The 18,827-nt window shown below is 68.5% G+C and carries 19 protein-coding genes; 6 read left to right on the top strand and 13 right to left on the bottom strand.

The features are described 5' to 3' along the window. Positions 1-577 (top strand): carboxyl transferase domain-containing protein (locus WA944_RS19665; RefSeq protein ID WP_526647263.1); only part of this gene is annotated, 577 nt, incomplete at its 5' end. A gap of 73 nt (positions 578-650) precedes the next feature. On the opposite strand, the gene WA944_RS19670 is transcribed toward WA944_RS19665, so the two are convergent. Continuing rightward, positions 651-1,097 (bottom strand): hypothetical protein, encoded by a 447-nt coding sequence (locus WA944_RS19670; RefSeq protein ID WP_526374210.1) that lies wholly within the window; start codon positions 1,095-1,097, stop codon positions 651-653. A 25-nt stretch (positions 1,098-1,122) separates the two neighbouring features. On the opposite strand from WA944_RS19670, the gene WA944_RS19675 reads away from it, so the two are divergent. Then, entirely contained in the window at positions 1,123-2,226 is a 1,104-nt protein-coding gene (locus tag WA944_RS19675) for an alpha/beta fold hydrolase (protein ID WP_526374204.1), read from the top strand. Between the two features lie 3 nt (positions 2,227-2,229). Here WA944_RS19675 and WA944_RS19680 read toward each other — a convergent pair whose 3' ends face one another. From WA944_RS19680 to WA944_RS19700, 5 genes are all read right to left on the bottom strand, one after another. Next, positions 2,230-2,700 carry a hypothetical protein gene (locus WA944_RS19680; protein ID WP_526374205.1) on the bottom strand — a complete coding sequence of 157 codons (471 nt, stop codon included), beginning with the start codon at positions 2,698-2,700 and terminating at the stop codon, positions 2,230-2,232. Beyond that, the gene (locus WA944_RS19685; protein ID WP_526374206.1) at positions 2,697-3,452 is read right to left on the bottom strand and encodes a hypothetical protein; all 756 of its coding nucleotides are present in this window, start codon (positions 3,450-3,452) and stop codon (positions 2,697-2,699) included. Before WA944_RS19685 ends, WA944_RS19680 begins: the two co-directional genes overlap by 4 nt. Before the next feature lie 76 nt (positions 3,453-3,528). Then, the gene (locus tag WA944_RS19690) at positions 3,529-5,379 is read right to left on the bottom strand and encodes an ABC transporter ATP-binding protein (protein WP_526647264.1); all 1,851 of its coding nucleotides are present in this window, start codon (positions 5,377-5,379) and stop codon (positions 3,529-3,531) included. Beyond that, entirely contained in the window at positions 5,376-7,274 is a 1,899-nt protein-coding gene (locus WA944_RS19695; protein ID WP_526374208.1) for an ABC transporter ATP-binding protein, read from the bottom strand. The genes WA944_RS19690 and WA944_RS19695 overlap by 4 nt, the downstream gene beginning before the upstream one ends. Continuing rightward, entirely contained in the window at positions 7,267-9,243 is a 1,977-nt protein-coding gene (locus WA944_RS19700) for an ABC transporter ATP-binding protein (RefSeq protein WP_526647265.1), read from the bottom strand. Before WA944_RS19700 ends, WA944_RS19695 begins: the two co-directional genes overlap by 8 nt. A 175-nt stretch (positions 9,244-9,418) precedes the next feature. On the opposite strand from WA944_RS19700, the gene prrA reads away from it, so the two are divergent. Then, a complete protein-coding gene (gene prrA / locus WA944_RS19705) occupies positions 9,419-10,129 on the top strand; it encodes a two-component system response regulator PrrA (RefSeq protein ID WP_163896415.1) in 711 nt (236 codons plus the stop codon). 60 nt (positions 10,130-10,189) lie between these two features. Beyond that, entirely contained in the window at positions 10,190-11,533 is a 1,344-nt protein-coding gene (locus WA944_RS19710; RefSeq protein ID WP_526371462.1) for a HAMP domain-containing sensor histidine kinase, read from the top strand. Between the two features lie 78 nt (positions 11,534-11,611). On the opposite strand, the gene WA944_RS19715 is transcribed toward WA944_RS19710, so the two are convergent. The 5 genes from WA944_RS19715 to WA944_RS19735 are packed head-to-tail and all read right to left on the bottom strand — an operon-like array spanning position 11,612 to position 14,960. Then, complete coding sequence (locus tag WA944_RS19715) at positions 11,612-11,974, bottom strand: FKBP-type peptidyl-prolyl cis-trans isomerase (protein ID WP_526371464.1); 363 nt, start codon at positions 11,972-11,974, stop codon at positions 11,612-11,614. A gap of 20 nt (positions 11,975-11,994) precedes the next feature. Further along, on the bottom strand, positions 11,995-13,149 hold the full coding sequence (locus WA944_RS19720) for an FAD-dependent oxidoreductase (RefSeq protein ID WP_526371466.1): 1,155 nt from the start codon (positions 13,147-13,149) through the stop codon (positions 11,995-11,997). Further along, complete coding sequence (locus WA944_RS19725; protein WP_526371468.1) at positions 13,092-13,478, bottom strand: FAD-dependent oxidoreductase; 387 nt, start codon at positions 13,476-13,478, stop codon at positions 13,092-13,094. Before WA944_RS19725 ends, WA944_RS19720 begins: the two co-directional genes overlap by 58 nt. Continuing rightward, entirely contained in the window at positions 13,475-14,356 is an 882-nt protein-coding gene (locus WA944_RS19730) for an alpha/beta hydrolase (protein WP_526371470.1), read from the bottom strand. The genes WA944_RS19725 and WA944_RS19730 overlap by 4 nt, the downstream gene beginning before the upstream one ends. Continuing rightward, complete coding sequence (locus WA944_RS19735; protein ID WP_526371472.1) at positions 14,349-14,960, bottom strand: TetR/AcrR family transcriptional regulator; 612 nt, start codon at positions 14,958-14,960, stop codon at positions 14,349-14,351. The genes WA944_RS19730 and WA944_RS19735 overlap by 8 nt, the downstream gene beginning before the upstream one ends. Positions 14,961-15,038: 78 nt before the next feature. Between WA944_RS19735 and WA944_RS19740 the strand changes: the two genes are divergently transcribed. Beyond that, positions 15,039-15,287, top strand: a complete 249-nt coding sequence (locus tag WA944_RS19740) for a DUF2630 family protein (protein ID WP_526371474.1) — start codon at positions 15,039-15,041, stop codon at positions 15,285-15,287. Positions 15,288-15,299: 12 nt separating this feature from the next. After that, positions 15,300-16,853 (top strand): phytoene desaturase family protein, encoded by a 1,554-nt coding sequence (locus WA944_RS19745; protein WP_526608973.1) that lies wholly within the window; start codon positions 15,300-15,302, stop codon positions 16,851-16,853. Here WA944_RS19745 and WA944_RS19750 read toward each other — a convergent pair. Together WA944_RS19750 and WA944_RS19755 are read right to left on the bottom strand one after the other, a co-directional pair. Further along, positions 16,850-17,269, bottom strand: coding sequence for a MarR family winged helix-turn-helix transcriptional regulator (locus tag WA944_RS19750; RefSeq protein WP_526370684.1), 420 nt, complete (start codon positions 17,267-17,269; stop codon positions 16,850-16,852). The two genes, WA944_RS19745 and WA944_RS19750, sit on opposite strands and share 4 nt — an antisense overlap. Continuing rightward, complete coding sequence (locus WA944_RS19755; RefSeq protein ID WP_526370698.1) at positions 17,259-18,695, bottom strand: MFS transporter; 1,437 nt, start codon at positions 18,693-18,695, stop codon at positions 17,259-17,261. The genes WA944_RS19750 and WA944_RS19755 overlap by 11 nt, the downstream gene beginning before the upstream one ends. Positions 18,696-18,827 lie beyond the last annotated feature (132 nt).

The raw sequence follows: 18,827 nt of genomic DNA on the forward strand, positions 1-18,827 counted from the left end.
GCGGGTGGTGGGTGGCCTGGTGGGCCCGGCCGCGCTGCGGGAAGCCCGTCGCGGGATGGCGTTGGCCGCCGGCCTGAGGCTGCCGCTGGTCCTCGTCATCGACACCGCCGGACCTGCGCTGTCCACCGAAGCGGAGCAGGGTGGGCTGGCCGGCGAGATCGCCCGCTGCCTGGCCGAGCTGGTCACGCTGGACACCCCTACGGTGTCGGTGCTGCTCGGGCAGGGCAGCGGCGGCCCCGCCCTGGCGATGGTGCCCGCGGACCGGGTGTTGGCCGCGCTGCACGGCTGGCTGGCGCCACTGCCGCCGGAGGGGGCCAGCGCGATCGTGTTTCGCGATCTCGATCACGCGCCGGAACTTGCTGCTGCACAGGGTATTCGGTCGGCAGAGCTGCTGCGCAACGGCATCGTCGACGCGATCGTTGCCGAGCGTCCCGACGCCGCGGACGAACCCGAGGAGTTCACCCATCGGCTGTCGGCCACCATCGCCCACGAGTTGCATCGGTTGCGCTCGGTCCCGACAGACCAGCGACGGGCCGCCCGGTTCGACCGCTACCGCCGCATCGGCCTGCCCGGCTGATGTTTGAGGCTGCGCTCACGCAGACAAAGTTCGAGTGGCCAGCGCCGTGGCTGCAGTCTCAACGGCTCGAAGCTCACCCCGCCGCCAGCGCCGCCAGCATCGCTCCGCAGGTCACCAGAAGCAGCGGCAGCCGCAGCAGGCTGCGCCGGGTCCAGCCGACAGCCGCTGCTTCATCGACGTCGGCCGGGTCCTTCCTCTCGAACGCCGCGGCCTTCGGCAACAGGTCGAAGGCCGACCAGATCCGCATCACCGCGTGGCTGACCAACGCCACCAGCAGCGCCGCGCCGACATCCGCGTCGCCCCAGGTGAGGACCAGCGTCACGACGAGCAGCACCTCGAACAGGGTGTGTACCGGCAGCCAGAACCGCACCCGCGAGATGCCACCGTTGTGTGATTGGACGATGCCCGGCCGTTTGGGCCAGTAGGGGTCGACGACAACCGCCTCGTAGACGGCACCGCCCAGCGAGATGCACGCCGCAAGCGTCGTGACGGCGATCAGGACGAGAGTCGGGGTGCCCACAGCCACCGATTATCCTGACTGGACCATGGCCCAGATCCAGCCGTACCGAATCGACGTGCCCGATGACGTCCTGGCCGACCTCGCCGCTCGGTTGAAACGCACCCGGTGGCCGGACGCCGAATGCGTCGACGACTGGAGCCAGGGCATCCCGTTGGCCTACACCCGGGAGCTGGCGCAGTACTGGGCCGACGAGTACGACTGGCGCTCAAGGGAGGCCGCACTCAACCGGTTCGACCAGTTCACCACCGAGATCGACGGTCTTCCAATCCATTTCATTCACCAGCGGTGCGGCCGCGACGACGCCTTCCCGCTGATCGTCACCCACGGCTGGCCGGGTTCGGTCGTCGAGTTCCACAAGGTGATCGGGCCACTCACCGACGCCGGGTTCGACGTCGTCTGCCCATCGCTGCCCGGCTACGGGTTCTCCGGCAAGCCGGCGGCCACCGGCTGGGGTGTCGAGCGCATCGCCGAGGCGTGGGACGAGCTGATGGTGCGCCTCGGATACCAACGGTACGGCGCGCAAGGCGGGGACTGGGGCGCCGCGGTCACCACCGCGATCGGCCGCAACGGCCGACACTGCGTGGCGATCCACACCAACATGCCGTTCGGCCGGCCGCCCAAGGATCTACGGGAGCCGACAGCAGAGGAATCCGCGGCCCTCGAGCGGCTCGGCTACTACCGACAGTGGGATTCGGGCTATTCGAAGCAGCAGGCGACCCGGCCACAGACGCTGGGGTACGGCCTGGTCGATTCTCCGGTCGGGCAACTGGCCTGGATCGTGGAGAAGTTCTGGTCGTGGATGGACTGTGAGGGTCACCCCGAGAACATCCTCACCAAGGACGAACTTCTCGACAACGTGATGATGTACTGGGTCAACGGCGCGGGTGCCTCATCGGCCCGGCTGTACTGGGAGAGCTTCGGCAGCTTCGGCGGTGGCGCTCCGGTGGCGCTTCCCACCGGCGTTGCGGCCTTCCCCAAGGAGATCCTGCGCGCGCCACGGCACTGGTGTGAGGCCAACTACAACATCACCCGGTGGACGGACATGCCCCGCGGCGGCCACTTCGCGGCCTTCGAACAGCCCGTGCTGTTCGTCGGGGAGGTCAGCGGATTCTTCGCGGATTTCCGCTAGCCGTCACAGCACCGACGGCGAGGTCTGCACCAGTTCGACCGCGTCGCCCACGTTCACGGTGACAACCTCACCCGAGACCGCGGCCACCGACAGGTCCTGCGGGAGTGCGTCGCCGGCAAGGCGCGCGAGCTCGGCCACGCCATTGACGATCGGGGCCGCCGCGCCGTCGAGGAGCTGGTTCTGCACGGTATCGAGAATGTCGGCAGTCGGTTTGCCGGGCCGTCGGGAGACATCGGTGCTGAAAGTCTCGGCACGAGCGAACAATTCATGGACGTCGAACACCTTCACCCGCAGCGTCTCTTCAGCCAGCCTCCCCAGGACGCGCCCGGACTCCGGATCGGTGACCACCTGGCCCGTCCCCGAGAACACCGCGAACACCATGCCGGGCGCCACGCCCGCGTGCGCGCCTTTGTTGATGACAAGCGTGTACTCGTCCTCCACGAGCGCCACCGACCCGGTGATCGGCTCGGTCATGAACGGTCCGGGTCCGCAGCGTCGGCATGCTGTGAAATCGTCGGCGCTCCGCCGTCCCTGATCCGCGGCCTGTCGGACGGAACGGCCACGGGCGCTGCCGACCTTGCGAGCTCGGTGGCGGTCTTGGCCTGGATCAGCGCGATCACGGCCTGCTGGTGCCTCTCGGTCCCGAACGAGCTGAGGGCGAATGCCAGCTTGGTGTCCACGAACTCGACCGAGCGCTCGAGCTGTGCCGAAGGCGGGGCGACGCGGTCGGCGATCTGACCGGGTGCGCCCTCTCGACCGAGACCTGCGTACCACTTGTGCGCGACGACGCCGAGCGCCAGCGAGAAGCAGGGGACCAGCACGACGGCGAACATCGTTCCGAGCGCGCTGCCGAACGTCACCGATCCGAAGACGCTCAACACCACCGACAACGCGAGTGCGCCGAGCAGTCGAAGTGCCGGCGGTATCTCTGCGACGATGCGCCACCCAGCCGTGAGGCCCCGGGCGCAGGCTGCGAGGAAGACTGCAGCGCACCGGGCCACGCCTGCGCCGAGCCTGGTCAGCGCCGAACCCACGGTGGTCGCGAACCGGCCGAAGTCGGCGGCATAATCCCGCCGCGGCCTCGCCGGTTTCGGGGCCTGTTCCTGCCGGCGGTCTGGTTGTTCCTGCGCCGATTCGGGCGGTGCCGGCGGCTGTTCGGCGGGTTCTGCCGCCACAGTGCCGGCCTGAGCCGTCGGCCTCTCATCGATCGTGCCGATGCTAACCACTTCTGCATCATCCATTAACACCCGTCACAGGTACACCTGACGCGCCGGGGCCCGGCCAGAAACCGCTTTCGGGCTGTCAGGCCAGCGACTGCACCCACGACTGGTGCAGCGCGGCGTAGTGGCCGCCCTCGCGAGAGGTGAGCTCTTCCGGCGAACCGTCCTCCACGATGCGGCCGTGCTCGAGAACCAGCAGCCGGTCGGCGATCTGCACCGTCGACAACCGGTGCGCGATCACCAGCGCGGTCCGGTCGGTCAACACCGTCTCCAGCGCCCGCTGCACCATCCGCTCGCTCGGGATGTCCAGTGACGACGTCGCCTCGTCGAGGATCAACACCGCCGGATCGGCCAGGAACGCGCGCGCGAACGCGACGAGTTGCCGCTGCCCCGCCGACAGCCGCCCGCCCCGCTTGGCGACGTCGGTGTCGTACCCCTCGGGCAGGGCCTCGATGAAGCTGTGCGCGCCCACCGCCTCGGCCGCGCCCCGGACCTCTTCGTCGGTGGCATCCGGTCTCCCGAAACGAATGTTGTCGGCGACGGTGCCGTCGAACATGAAGTTCTCCTGGGTCACCATCACGGCGTGCCGACGCAGTTCGGCCTGCGTCATCTGGCGCAGGTCCACCCCGTCGAGCGTCACCGATCCCGACACCGGGTCGTAGAACCGGGTGACCAGTTTGGCGATCGTCGTCTTGCCCGCACCTGTGGTGCCGACCAGGGCCACCGTCTGGCCCGCCGGTACCACCAGGTCCAGGCCGGGCAACACCGGTCGGCCACGCGCATACTCGAAATACACGTCGTCGAAGGCGATCTCCCCGCGGACCGTGTCGAGGGTGACCGGATGCTCGGGGTCCTTGATGCCCGGCTTCTCGGCGAGCACGCCGGCGAGCTTCTCCAGCGCCGACGATGCGGACTGGAAGGTGTTGAAGAACTGCGAGATCTCCTGCATCGGCTCGAAGAACATCCGCAGGTAGAGCAGGAACGCCGTCAACGTGCCGATCGTCATCTCGCCCTGCAGCACCCGGTAGCCGCCGTAGAGCAGTACCACGCCGGTGGTCAGGTTGCCGACCAGCTTGACGCCCGGCATGAACACGGCCAGCAGCCGAAACGTCTTCTCGTTGATCACCCGGTAGCGGTCGGCGACGTCTTCGAAGATCTCCTGGTTGCGCGGCTCGCGCCGGTAGGCCTGCACCGCCTTGATGCCTGTCATCGTCTCGACGAACTGCACGATGACCAGCGCTGACATCTCCCGCACCTCGCGGTAGATCTTCGACGAGCGATCGTGGAACCACCAGACCAGCACGACCAGCACCGGAAACGCCGCCAGGCACATCAGCCCGAGTTTGGCGTCGAGCACCACCAACAGCACCGCGGTGCCGAACAGCGTGAGCACCGCGGTGATCAGGCTGTCGAATCCGGTTTCCAGCATGTCCTGGATGGCCTCGACGTCGTTGGTGGACCGGCTCAACACCCGGCCGGAGGTGTAGCGGTCGTGAAACGCGATGTCCAGACGGCCGAAATGGCGGAAAACCCGCCTGCGCAGTTCGCGCAGCACCTTCTGGCCGATGCGTCCGGAACGGCGCAGGAAGAACATCCGGCTGACCGCCTGCACCACCACCACCGCACACAACGCGCCGACGATCATCAGCAGGACGTTCGCCGGGCCCCCGTCGGCCAGTGGCGGGATGCCGTCGTCGATGCCCTTCTGCACCAGCAGCGGAACCGACAGCCGCGCAACGTTCTCCACGACGACGACGACGGCCAGTGCCGACAAGCTCCACTTGTACGGCCGCAGCAGCGAACCCAGCAGTGCCCGCGCTTCGCGCCGTCGCGGCACCGTCTCGTCGATCGGCAGGTCGCCCTGCTCGTCGAACTTGCCGCGCCAGTCGGTGATCGTCTTCTCCTCGCGCGAGCGCTCGTCGGCGGTCGTCACCGGCCCTCCAGCACTCGGTCTTCGAGCTGCGAGCGCGCGTCCTCTTCGTCGCCGTCGATCCGCGCAACCGGCTTGTCGGCCTCCCAGACACAGTCACGTTCGGCACCGTCGTCGAGCTCGTCGTCGGCGGCCAGCAGGTACCGGTACTCGGGGACCTCGGCGAGCATCTCGGCGTGGGTGCCGACGTGGGTGATGGTGCCGTCCTGCAACAGCCCCACCCGGTCAGCGAGCATCACCGTCGACGCCCGGTGTGCCACCACGATGCCGGTCACGTCGTGCAGCACCCGGCGCAGCGCCTCCTCGACCACCGCCTCGGTGTGGACGTCCAACGCGGAAAGCGTGTCGTCGAGCACCAGGATCCTCGGGTCGGCCAGGATCGCGCGCGCCAGCGAAAGCCGTTGGCGCTGACCACCGGACAGGCTCATGCCCTGTTCCCCGATGCGGGTGTCCAAGCCGAACGGCAGGTCGTAGACGAACTGCGCCGCGGCCACCTCGACCGCCTGGCGCAGCTCGGCGTCGGTGGCACCCGGACGACCCAGCCGCAGGTTCTCTGCCACCGACATCGAGAACAGCGTCGGATCCTCGAACGCGGTCGCGACCGCGTCCCGCAGCGCATCCAGGGACAGCTCGCGGATGTCCTGGGCGTCGATGCGGATCTCCCCCTCGCTGACGTCGTAGAGCCGGGAGATCAGCCCGATCAGCACCGACTTGCCCGCGCCGGTGGTGCCGACGAGCGCGAGCGTCTCACCCGGCTCGACGGTGACGGTGACGTGCCGCAGAACCCAGTCCTCGCTGTCAGGAAACCTGAACCCGACATCGATGAGCTCCAGCCGACCGCCTCGCGGGGTCTGGTCCCGGGGGCCGTCGGTGATCTCGCGGGGCGCGTCGAAGATCTCGGCGATGCGGTTGGCCGCGGTGAAGGATTCCTGCGTCATCGACAGCAGAAAACCCAGCGACGCGATCGGCCACACCAGGGACAGCATCATCGTGATGAAGGCGACGAGCGTGCCCATCGTCACATATCCGTGGCCGGCCGCGTACGCCCCGAAACCGAGCACGATGATCAGCGTCAGGTTCGGGATGATCTCCAGCAGCGTCCAGAACTTCGCCGACACCGACACCCGCCTCACCTGGGTGTCGTACAGGTCGGTCAGTTGGTCGTCGAACCGTTGGTAGACGTAGTCCTCGCGGCCGAAGGACTTCACGACGCGAAGACCGAGGGCCGACTCCTCGACGTGCGTGGCCACGTGGCCGGCCTGGTCCTGGGCCAGCCGCGACAGCCGGGTGTACTCCTGCTGGAAGTGCAGCACCGTCAGCGTGATCGGCACGATCGACACCAGCACGACAACGCCGAGCGGCCAGTACATCGCCAGCAGGATCGCGGTGACTACCGCGATCTGCAGGACGTTGAGCATCAGGAAGATCAGGCCGAACGACATGAATCGGCGAATCGTGCCCAGGTCGTTCATGATCCGCGACAGCAGCTGGCCCGACTGCCACCGGCCGTGGAACGACATCGGCAGGATCTGCAGCCGCGCGTAGAGGTCTTTGCGGATGTCGGCCTCCACGCCCATCGTGGCGCGCGACACCAGCCAGCGTCGGATGAACCACAGCACCGCCTCGGCGACACCCACCGCCATCGCCGCGGCGCCGACCACCCAGAGGCCCTGCTGGTCCTGGTGGCGGACCGGGCCGTCGATGACCGCTTTGGTCATCAGCGGGATGGCCACGGTGGCGCCCAGGCTGGCGAGCGCGGTGATGATCATCGCGATCCAGCGCACCCGGTAGGGCATCAGGTACGGCAGCATCCGCCACAGATCCGAGCTCGGCCTCACCCGCCTGGCCGGGGGGCCGATCGCGGGCGCCGCCCGAAGCGCGTTCAAGGGGTCACTCACTTAGAACATCTTCCCATTGCGCGCAAGGGATTAACCCCTCCGCCGGAACTGTATTCCGGCAGGGAATGTTCGAGTGCGCGCCTGCTGGAATACAGTTCCGGCGGGTGGTGCCGAACTGGGTGCGGTACAGCTCGGCGTACCGGCCGCCGCGGGACAGCAGCTGCTCGTGGGTGCCGCGCTCGACGACGCGCCCGTCCTCGACCACCAGGATGACGTCGGCGGCCCGCACGGTGGACAGGCGGTGGGCGATGACGATCGACGTCCGGCCTGCCAGCGCCTCGGCCAGTGCCTGCTGCACGGCGGCCTCCGACTCCGAGTCCAGCGACGCCGTCGCCTCGTCGAGGACCACCACCTGCGGAGACGCCAGCAGCACCCGCGCGATCGTCAGCCGCTGCCGCTGCCCCCCGGAGAGCCGGTAGCCGCGCTCGCCCACCACAGTGTCCAGCCCGTCGGGCATGTCGGCGACGAGGTCGGCGAGCCGCGCCCGCTCCAGTGCCTCCCACAACTGGTCGTCGCTCGCCTGCGGCGCGGCCAACAACAGATTCGACCGGATCGACTCGTGGAACAGGTGGCCGTCCTGGGTGACCATGCCGACGGTGGCCTTCAGCGACGCGAACGTCAGGTCGCGCACGTCGACACCGTTGAGCCGGACGGCGCCGGAGTCGACGTCGTAGAGCCGCGCCAGCAGTGCCGCCGTCGTGGACTTCCCGGCTCCCGACGGCCCGACCAGCGCCACCATCTCACCCGGCCGCGCGGTGAACGACAATCCGTGCAGTACCTCCTCGCCGCCGCGATCGTCCAGCTCGGCCACCTCTTCCAGCGACGCCAGCGACACCTTGTCCGCGGCCGGATAGGAGAAGCGGACGTCATCGAATTCCACCGATACCGGTCCGGCCGGGACATCGGTCGCATCCGGGCGCTCCCGGATCAGCGGCACCAGATCCAGCACTTCGAAGACCCGCTCGAAACTGACCAGCGCCGTGGCGACCTCCACCCGCGCGTTGGCCAGTGCGGTCAGCGGCGCGTACAGCCGGGTGAGCAGCAGCGCCAGCGACACGATCGCGCCTGCCTGCAGCTGCCCGCCGATGGCCAGCGCCCCACCCAGTCCGTACACCAACGCCAGGGCCAGCGCCGACATCAGCGTCAGCGAGTTCATGAACGTCGCCTGCAGCATCGCGGTACGCACCCCGATGTCGCGCACCCGGCCGGCCCGCACCCGGAACTCCCGGGATTCGCTGGTCGCGTCGCCGAACAACTTCACCAGCGTCGCCCCCGGCGCCGAAAAGCGCTCGGTCATCTGGGTGTTCATCGTCGCGTTGTGCGCCGCCGCCTCCCGCGACAACCGGGCCATCGTGCTGCCGATCCGCCGGGCCGGGATCAGGAACAGCGGCATCAGCGCCAGCGAGGCCAGCGTGATCTGCCACGAGATGCTCAGCATCACCACCAGCGTCAGCGTCAGCGTGACGAGGTTGGACACCACCCCGGACAGCGTGTCGGAGAACGCCCGCTGAGCACCCATCACGTCGTTGCCCAGCCGGCTGACCAGAGCGCCCGTGCGGGTGCGGGTGAAGAATGCCACCGGCATCCGCTGAACGTGGTCGAACACCGCGGTACGCAGGTCGAGGATCAGACCCTCACCGATCCTCGACGACAACCAGCGCGTCAGCAGCGACACCACCGCTTCGCCGACGGCGACCGCGGCGATCACGGCCGCCAGCCTCGCCACCACCGCAGAACTGCCCGCACCGGTGATCTCGTCGACGACACGCCCCGCCAGCAGCGGCGTCACCACGGTCAACACCGCACCGACGACGCTGAACCCCAGAAACACCGCCAGCCTGCGGTGATGCCGCGCGGCGAACCGCCAGATACGGCCCAGCAGGCGACGATCCGCCAGCGAACGCAGGTCGCCGCCACGCGCCCGCGTCTGCCGGTAGAGCGATTGCCGGGCAACCGTTTCCAAACTCATGTTTTCACCGTAGAACCTCAACGATGGATGAGGTCAAAGCCTTCCCGGGCGATCGACGGTGATCATTCGATGCCAGATCCGGGTTTTGCAGGGGCAAGTGCGAGTGGTCGGCGCCAGAAGTCGGATCTCGTGCTGTGGCGCAGCCTCCCCCAGCCTAGGCCTCGCATCGGGCAAGATTGCGGGCATGGACAGTGGTGTGGGGTCGCCCAGGGTGCTCGTGGTCGACGACGATCCCGACGTCCTGGCGTCGCTGGAGCGGGGGCTGCGACTGTCCGGGTTCGAGGTGTTCACCGCGGTCGACGGCGCAGAAGCGCTCCGCAGCGCGACCGAGACCAGGCCCGACGCGATCGTGCTCGACATCAACATGCCGGTGCTCGACGGTGTCTCGGTGGTGACCGCGTTGCGCGCGATGGACAACGACGTGCCGGTGTGTGTGCTCTCGGCGCGTTCGTCGGTCGACGACCGGGTAGCGGGGCTGGAGGCCGGCGCCGACGACTACCTGGTCAAGCCGTTCGTGCTGGCCGAGCTGGTGGCACGGGTCAAGGCGCTGCTGCGCAGGCGGGGGTCGACGGCGACGTTCTCGTCGGAGACGATCGCGGTCGGCCCGCTCGAGGTCGACATCCCCGGTAGGCGCGCGCGGGTCGACGGTGTCGACGTCGACCTGACCAAACGGGAGTTCGACCTGCTGGCAGTGCTCGCCGAGCACAAGACCGCCGTGTTGTCCCGCGCGCAGCTACTCGAGCTGGTCTGGGGGTACGACTTCGCCGCAGACACCAACGTCGTCGACGTCTTCATCGGGTACCTGCGAAGAAAACTCGAGGCCAACGGTGCACCGCGGCTGCTGCACACCGTCCGCGGCGTGGGGTTCGTCCTCAGGCAGCAGTGATGAGCGCTCGCGCGAAGAACAGACGTCAGTGATGAGCGCTCGCGCGAAGAACAGACATCAGTGAGCGCGCTGTCGCGGATCTTCCGGCGCACCCCGTCGCTGCGAACCCGCGTCGCGCTGGCCACCGCGCTCGGCGCGGCGATCGTCGTCGTCATCGTCGGCAGCGTGGTGTGGATCGGCATCACCAACGACCGCAAGGAACGCCTGGACCGCCGCCTCGACGAGGCGGCCGGTTTCGCGATCCCGTTCCTGCCCCGCGGCCTCGACGAGATCCCGACATCACCCAACGACCAGGACGCGATCATCACGGTGCGCCGCCCAGACGGCCCGGTGACCTCGAACTCCAAGGTGGTGCTGCCCCAGCTGGAACCCGGCTACGGGGACACCTACGTCGGTGATGTCCGCTACCGGGTGCGCACGGTCGACATCCGGCTGCCCGAGCCGATGTCGGTGGCGGTCGGCGCGACCTACGACGCGACCATTGCCGACACCAACAACCTGCACCGAAGAGTGCTGATCCTGTGTGTGTTCTCGGTGGGCGCGGCAACCCTGCTCGGCTGGCTGCTCGCGGCGTTCGCGGTGCGGCCGCTCAAACGGCTGGCACAGCAGACCCGCCAGATCGACGCCGGCGACGAAGCTCCCGATGTCGAGGTGCGCGGCGCCAGCGAAGCGGTGGAGATCGCCGACGCCGTCAACGGCATGCTGCAGCGCATCTGGAAGGAGCAGGGCAACACCAAGGCCGCGCTGGACTCGGCGCGCGACTTCGCGTCGGTCTCGGCGCACGAGTTGCGGACGCCGCTGACCGCGATGCGCACCAACCTCGAGGTGCTCGCCACGCTGGACCTGGCCGAGGACCAGCGCAAAGAGGTCGTCGGCGATGTCATCCGCACGCAGACCCGCATCGAGGCCACGCTGGGGGCACTGGAACGTCTCGCGCAGGGCGAGTTGTCCACCGAGGACGACCACGTGCCGGTGGACATCACCGAACTGCTCGACCGGGCTGCGCAGGACGCGATGCGGGTGTTCCCCGACCTGGACGTGTCGTTGGTTCCCGCGCCGACGGTGATCATCGTCGGCCTGCCGGCGGGCCTGCGGCTTGCGGTGGACAACGCGATCGCCAACGCGGTCAAGCACGGCGGCGCCGGCCGGGTGCAGCTCTCGGCGGTCAGCTCGCGGGCCGGGGTCGAGATCGCGGTCGACGACGACGGTGTCGGGGTGCCCGAGGAGGAACGCACGATCGTGTTCGACAGGTTCTCCCGAGGATCCACCGCGTCACACTCGGGCTCGGGGCTTGGCCTCGCGCTGGTGGCTCAGCAGGCCGACTTGCACGGCGGCACCGCGACGTTGGAGGCCAGCCCGCTGGGCGGGGCGCGGCTGCTGCTGCGACTACCCGGACCGCGTTAGCCGCCCCGTTCGCCGGAACGGTATTCCAGGCGAGAAATCCCGAGTTCGGGGCGCCTGGAACGCAGTTCCGGCGGGGGGTCAGCGGGTGGCCAGCAGGTCGATGACGAAGATCAGCGTCTTACCGGAGAGCCGGTGCCCGCCCCCGGCCGGTCCGTATGCCTGCGCCGGTGGAACGGTCAGCTTGCGTCGCCCACCGACTTTCATGCCCGGGATGCCGTCCTGCCACCCCTGGATCAGTCCGCGCAGCGGGAACTCGATCGACTCGCCCCGGTTCCACGAGCTGTCGAATTCCTCGCCCGTGTCGTATTCGACGCCGACGTAGTGCACCTCGACATTGGCGCCTGGAACGGCCTCGATGCCGTCGCCGACGACGATGTCCTCGATCAGCAGTTCGGTCGGGGCGGGGCCGTCGGGGAAGTCGATTTCTGGTTTGGTAGCCACCACGTCACCCTACTGCGAGCTCAACGCTCGATGAATGTCCGGTTCAGCCGGGCGCGCAGCACCGCGGGATCGCGGTGCGCGTCCAGGTAGGCCAGGTAGCCGTCCGGGCGGATCAGTGCCAGCCCTCCGTCGGGAAGGCCGTAGCGTCGCCACACCGCGGTGTCTGCCACCACCACCGTGGCTACGACGTCGACGAAACCCTCTGTGGCCCTGTCGATATCGGGCGGCTCAGGTCCGAACCAGGCGAGCGTGTGGCGCGTCGGGTCCAACTCGAAAAGCGCGGGCGCCCGGTCCCCCACCGCGACCCGGCAGCGTGGCCCGGCGCCGCTGTGATCGTGATAGGAGACATCGATCTGGGAGATGGCACGGGTCAACGCCTGTTGCACGTGCGGGCGGGCCAGCACCAGCGGGGCCACCCTGCGCCGGAACGCCGTCGATACGGGGTTGCGCAACAACGTCATCCGGGTCACCCTTCGGGTTCCCTTGACCAGACGGGCGGCGACGGGTGCGCGTTCGGTCGCGTACGTGGCCAACAGCTCAGGCGGCGCCGTCCCCTGGGCCACCGCGGCGAGTTTCCACCCGAGATTCATCGCGTCGGCGATACCGGTGTTCATGCCTTGCGCCCCGACCACCGAATGGATGTGGGCGGCATCGCCCACCAGGAAGACGCGGCCCTTCGAGTGTGTTTGTGCGCGATGCTGGTTGATCCGGAACCGGCCTGCCTGCCGAATCTCGGCGATGGTGGCGCCGGCGGGGGCGCAGACGTCGACGGCCTCCTGCAACTCGTCGCGGGTGACGTCGCCGTCGGGCACGGCGTGAGCAGGCTGGGCCACCGCGATCCGGTGCCAACCGTGCAGCATCGGGAAGTAGGCGACGAACCTGCCCCGATTGAGGTATGCGAAGAACTGGTCGTGCGGCAGGGACCAGTTCATGCGCAGGTCGGCGACGGCGAAGTTCTCCTCGAAAGCCGAACCGACGAATCCGACCCCGAGCTCGTGCCGCCCCGTGCTGTGCGCACCGTCAGCGCCGACAAGCCGTGTGGCCCTTGCCTCTTCGAGGGACCCGTCGGCATGTCGCAGCCGGGCTGCCACGCCGTAGGGGTCCTGGTGCAGACCGGTCAGCTCGACATTGCGCTCCACCGCCACGCCGAGTGCGGCGAGGTGCTCGGCCAGCACATCTGGGTGTGGTTCTGCGGGATCATCAACAGGAACGGATACGGGCTGTCCAGTCCGACGAAGTCGGCCCGCAGAATCTGGCGGTTCTCACTGAACACGTTGAAGATGCGGGCCCGAAGGCCGCGGTCCAGCAGCGGTTCCACCAGACCCGCATGCTGGTAGAGCTCCAGGGTCCGGGCCTGCATGCCCAGCGCCCTGGTCTCGGTATTGGGCCCTGACGCGGCGTCGACGATCCGCACCGGCACTCCCCTGCGTGCCAGTTCGATCGCCGCCGTCAGCCCGCTCGGGCCGGCGCCGGCGATGAGAACATCGGCGGTTCGGTCTGTCACGACACCTTCCTCCCTGTCACCTCGTCGAGAAATCGGATCTGATCGGCGAGCACCCGTTCACGGTTCTGCGGCCGGTAGAAGTCGAAGTGGCCGAGGGGATAGCGCCGCAGCACCCCGTGTGGTGCGCGGTCTGCGATCGGTGCGGCGTCGACTTCTTCGGTTTCCCGGTCGAACTCGCCGACTGCGACCAGAACCGGCATCTCCAGTTGTGCTGCCACATCTCCGGGCCGGTAGCGCATCATGCCGAAGAGCGCCCTGGGGGCGACCTCGTTGCGCCATGTCCGACTGTCCATCGCCGCGACGGCCTGTTCGGCTTCCTCGCCGACCATCACGGCCAGCTCACCTTCCCCACCGACAGCGGCGATGTAGCGCGGCGGGCATGAAAACCAGCCGCGGACACGGTCGGTGAGCATGGCCAGCAGCAGTCGCATCGTGGCGCGCATCGTCCGCCCGCGTACCCGCCGGGGGAAGCCGTTGAACGGGATCTGCGCGATCACGGCCGTGAGCTGGGGGCCGGTGGCCGCGACCGACACCACGTGCCCGCCGCCCAGCGAGGTGGCCCACAACACGACGCCGGAGGTGTCGGGACGCGTCCGTGCATACGAGATCGCGGCACGGATGTCATCGAGTTGACCGTCGAGATCGACGAGCTGTCGTGGTTCACCGTCGCTGAGCCCGAAGTGGCGGTAGTCGAACGTCATCGCGTGATAGCCGTGACGCGCGAACTCCTCGGCCGCGGCGATCAGCGAGGGAGTGTCCTTGGTGCCGCCGAATCCCGGGCACAGGATCACGTAGGGACTCGGGCCGGTGGTGACGGCCGGGTAGACCAGTCCGCGGCAGCGGCCGGCTCCCGAGACAAAACTGACGGGTTCAGGCATCGGAGCCGCCTCCGAGCCCGGGCGGGACGCCGAGGATGCGGACCAGCAACGCGATCACGCCGCGTCGATGAGCCGCCAGGTCCAGATCGGCGCGACCGGTGTAGACGTTGTGCAGGTTCGTCAGGGCTCCGAGCACCGCGGCCGCGGTCATCTCGGCGTCAACGACATCGAATTCGCCTGAGCGCTTGCCGTCACCGACGAGAACAGTCATCGCGGGCAGCAGGTCAGCGGCCACGAGGGTGGAGATCTTCTGATCGACCTCGGTCACGGCGGGAGGCTGCGGCTGGCGGAGGATACCGTCGGGCGCCTCGGCCAGCCGGTAGGTGTGATCGAGGAACCTCACCAGACGCGCTCCCGGGGCCAGCGAAACGTCCTGCAATATCGCGAGGTACTCGGCGGTGAGCGCCTGCGCCGCAACGGTCGCGCACGCGTCGAACAGCGCTTCCTTCGACCGGAAGTGGTGATAGAAGCACCCCTTGGCGACGCCGAGCTCGCCGATGATGGCCTCGACCGTCGTCTTCTCGTAACCCTTCCTTGCGAACAACCGCAACGCTGTGTCGACGATCTCGCTGCGGCGGACGTCGGGCTTCTTCACCTCCCGCATGGTTGCGACCTTAACCGACCGACGGTCGGTCTGTCGAGGTCTCTTGGGGTGGACGCCCCCGTCCGGCAGACTGGTGGGGTGGCATCCGACAGAGAAATCCTGGACCGCGTCAACGAGCTGATCAGCCAGGAGACCGAGCTGCGCGACAAGCTGCAGCACCACCAGATCGACGAATCCGAGGAACACCGCCGGCTGCAGTCGATCGAGGTGCAACTCGACCAGTGCTGGGATCTGTTGCGTCAGCGCCGTGCGCTGCGGGACAGCGGCGGTGATCCCCGGGACGCGCAGGTGCGCCCCGCCGGTGAGGTCGAGGGCTACCTCGGCTGACCGGGCGCAGCGGTGACGCACCCTGACGTCGTCATCGTCGGCGGCGGACACAACGGGCTGGTTGCGGCGGCATATCTGGCCCGGGCGGGTCGCCGGGTCCAGGTGCTCGAGCGCCTCGACCACGTGGGCGGGGCAGCGGTGTCGGCCCACGCGTTCGAGGGCGTCGACGCGCGCCTGTCGCGCTACTCCTACCTCGTCAGCCTGCTGCCGAGGAGTGTCGTCGACGACCTCGGCGTCCGGGTCAGGCTGTCCCGGCGTCGGTACTCGTCCTACACCCCCGACCCGGCCGCCGGCGGGCTGGCCGGGTTGCTGGTCGGGCCCGAGTCGACCTTCGGCGCCATCGGGGCATCCGCCGACGAAGCCGGATTCGACGGTTTCTACCGCCGCGCCGCAGCGGTGACGTCGCGGTTGTGGCCGACGATGACCGAGCCGCTGCGCACCCGCGCCGACATGCACCGGGCGGTCGTCGCCAACGGCGGAGCCGACGCGGACGCCGCGTGGCGGGCACTGATCGACCGTCCCATCGGCGAGATGATCACCGCGGCAGTGGACAGCGACCTGGTGCGCGGGGTGATGGCGACCGATGCGCTGATCGGTACGTTCGCCCCCCTCGACGACGAATCGTTGCGCCAGAACGTGTGCTTGCTGTATCACCTGATCGGCGGGGGCAGCGGCGACTGGGACGTGCCGATCGGCGGGATGGGCGCGGTCAGCGGGGCGCTGGCGGCCGCGGCCACCGGCTTCGGCGCAGACATCGTCACCGGCGCCGAGGTCTTCGCGATCGAACCGGACGGCGAGGTGCGCTACCGGAACGGCGATGCCGAGCACCGGGTGGGCGCCGACCACGTGTTGGCCAACGTGACGCCGGCCGTGCTGGCCCGACTGCTCGGTGCGCCCGAACCCGAGCTTGCGCCCGGCGCGCAGACCAAGGTCAACCTGATGCTGCGCCGACTGCCGCGACTGCGCGATGAAACCGTCACGCCGGAACAGGCTTTCGGCGGCACCTTCCACATCAACGAGACTTTCAGCCAACTCGACACCGCGTACCGCCGGGCCGCCGGTGGATCCGTGCCGGACCCGCTGCCGTGCGAGGTCTACTGCCATTCGCTGGCCGACCCGACGATCCTCTCCGAAGTCTTGCGCACCGCCGGCGCGCAGACCCTGACCGTGTTCGGGCTACACACCCCCCACACCCTGGCAAGTTCGGGAACACCTGAGCGGATGCGCGATTCGTTGACATCGGCGGTGCTGACATCGTTGAACTCCGTGCTCGCCGAACCGATCCAGGATGTGCTGATGGAGGATTCGTCGGGCCGGTTGTGCATCGAGGCCAAGACGACGTCCGACCTCGAGCGGTCACTCGGCATGACAAACGGCAACATCTTCCACGGCGCGCTGACGTGGCCGTTCGCCGAGGAACACGAACCGCTGGAGACACCGGCGCAGCGATGGGGCGTGGCCACAATCCACGACCGGATCCTGTTGTGCGGATCAGGATCTCGACGCGGTGGCGGCGTGTCGGGCATCGGCGGTCACAACGCGGCGATGGCCGTCCTGCAGGGTTAGCGTCCGGTCAGCTTGTCGAGGATCCCCCGCAATGTCGCGACCTCGTGCTCGTCGAGTTCGGCGAGGATCTCGGGAGCGGGATCGTGCACGCCGTCGATCACGCCGACCATGTCGTGGCCGGCAGCGGACAGCGACACCACCTTGCACCTGCGATTCGTCGGGTCCGTCCGGCGCACCACGAGTCCACGGTCCTCGAGGTCGTTGACGGCCACCGTGGCCGCCGGCGCGTCGACGGTTGCGGCCGCGGCGAGCTCCTTGACCGTCAGCGGGGATCGACTCAGTCGCTTGAGGATCCGGATCCTGCTGAACGGCAACCCCGATCGCTCGACGACGGCGTGCTTCCAGACGTCCTGGTGATCGAGGACAAACGCGGCGAGGTCCCGCCACACCGCGTCGGCGAGCTCCCTACTGGACACGGGCCTCCTTCGGCGGTAGTGCCGGACCGGCGATCAGTGGCGCCAACCGCTGCGCCGAGCGCAGGCCACGCTGCGACGTCGAAAGCAGGCCGAGCGACAGGATCACCAAACCCAGTGCCGCGCAGATGAACCACAGCGGCCGCGCCGCCGCCGCGAAATCTGTGCCGTCCATCGCCAGCGCCGAGCCGGCCACCGAACCGCAGAGTGCCACACCAATGCTCACACCGACCTGACGGCTGGTGGACGTCACCGCCGAGGCCGCGCCCGCACGATCGAGCGGCATACCGCTCACCGCGGCGTTGGTGATCGGCGCGTTGACCATCGAGAAGCCGATGCCGAAGACGGTGAAGACCACCAGCAGCGACCACACCGGCGTCGTCGCGGTCAGGAAGGTGAGCATCACCGCGGCGGCCGATATCAGCACCCCCGCCGCCACCAACGACGGCCGGGCGCCGTAACGGCCCACCAGTCGTCCCGACAACGGGGAGAACAGCAACGCCCCGAGCGCGATCGGCAGGTAGATGAGCCCGGTGTGCATCGCTGAGAAGCCACGTTCGCCCTGCAGGTACAGCGACATCATGAACAGGAACGCGCCCCACGCGGCGAAGCCGCTGACGGCGGTGATCGTGGCTGCGCTGAACGGGATGCTCCGGAAGAAGCGCAGGTCGAGGAACGGGTCGGCACGCCGCGATTCGTACCGCAAGAACACCGCGAAGGCAGCCGCGGCGACAGCGGCGATGGCGATGACCCTGGCACTGCTCCACCCCAGCACCGGTCCTTCGATCAGGGCGAAGACCACGCCGAACAGGAAGAGCACGGCCAGGCCCTGTCCGACCGGGTCGATGTTGCGCATGGTGGCGGACTTGGATTCCGGCACGAACAGCGCGGTCAGCAGGATCGCCACCGCACAGATGGGCAGGTTGATCCAGAAGACCCAGCGCCAGCCGATCGTCTCGATCAGCAGCCCGCCCACGATCGGGCCGAGCGACATCGAGATCCCGACCACCGCGCCCCAGGCCCCCAGCGCCCGCGCGCGCTCCACACGTCCGGTGAAGATCTGCGAAATGATGGACAGTGCAACAGGATTGAGCATCGACCCGCCGATGCCCTGCAGGAAGCGGGCACCGATGAGCGTGTCGATGGACGGCGCCAGGCTGCATGCCAGCGAGCCGATCGCAAACAGTGCCAGACCGGTCTGGAACACCCGTCGGCGGCCGAGGCGATCCCCGGCCGCGCCGGCGAGCATCAGCAGCGATGCCAGCACCAGCGTGTAGATGTCCACCACCCACTGCAGTTGGGCGGGCGAAGCGGACAGGTCGGTGCGGATCGCCGGAATCGCGACGTTGACGATGGTCGCGTCCATCGAGACGATGAGCAGGCTCAGGCAGCAAGAAACCAGAATGACGGCCTTGCGCCTGGGCGTCATGGCCGCGACGGTTTCATTCACCCAACGATTGTGAAACTACAACCGTCTGGTCGGCAAGCGACAGAGTTGTGACGTTCGACGCAGGTGACCGCGCCCGCAATGCCGGCGAATGCGGCGCGCCAGCGTGCAAAC

Source organism: Mycobacterium sp. (assembly GCF_049683355.1).
Taxonomy (GTDB): domain Bacteria; phylum Actinomycetota; class Actinomycetes; order Mycobacteriales; family Mycobacteriaceae; genus Mycobacterium.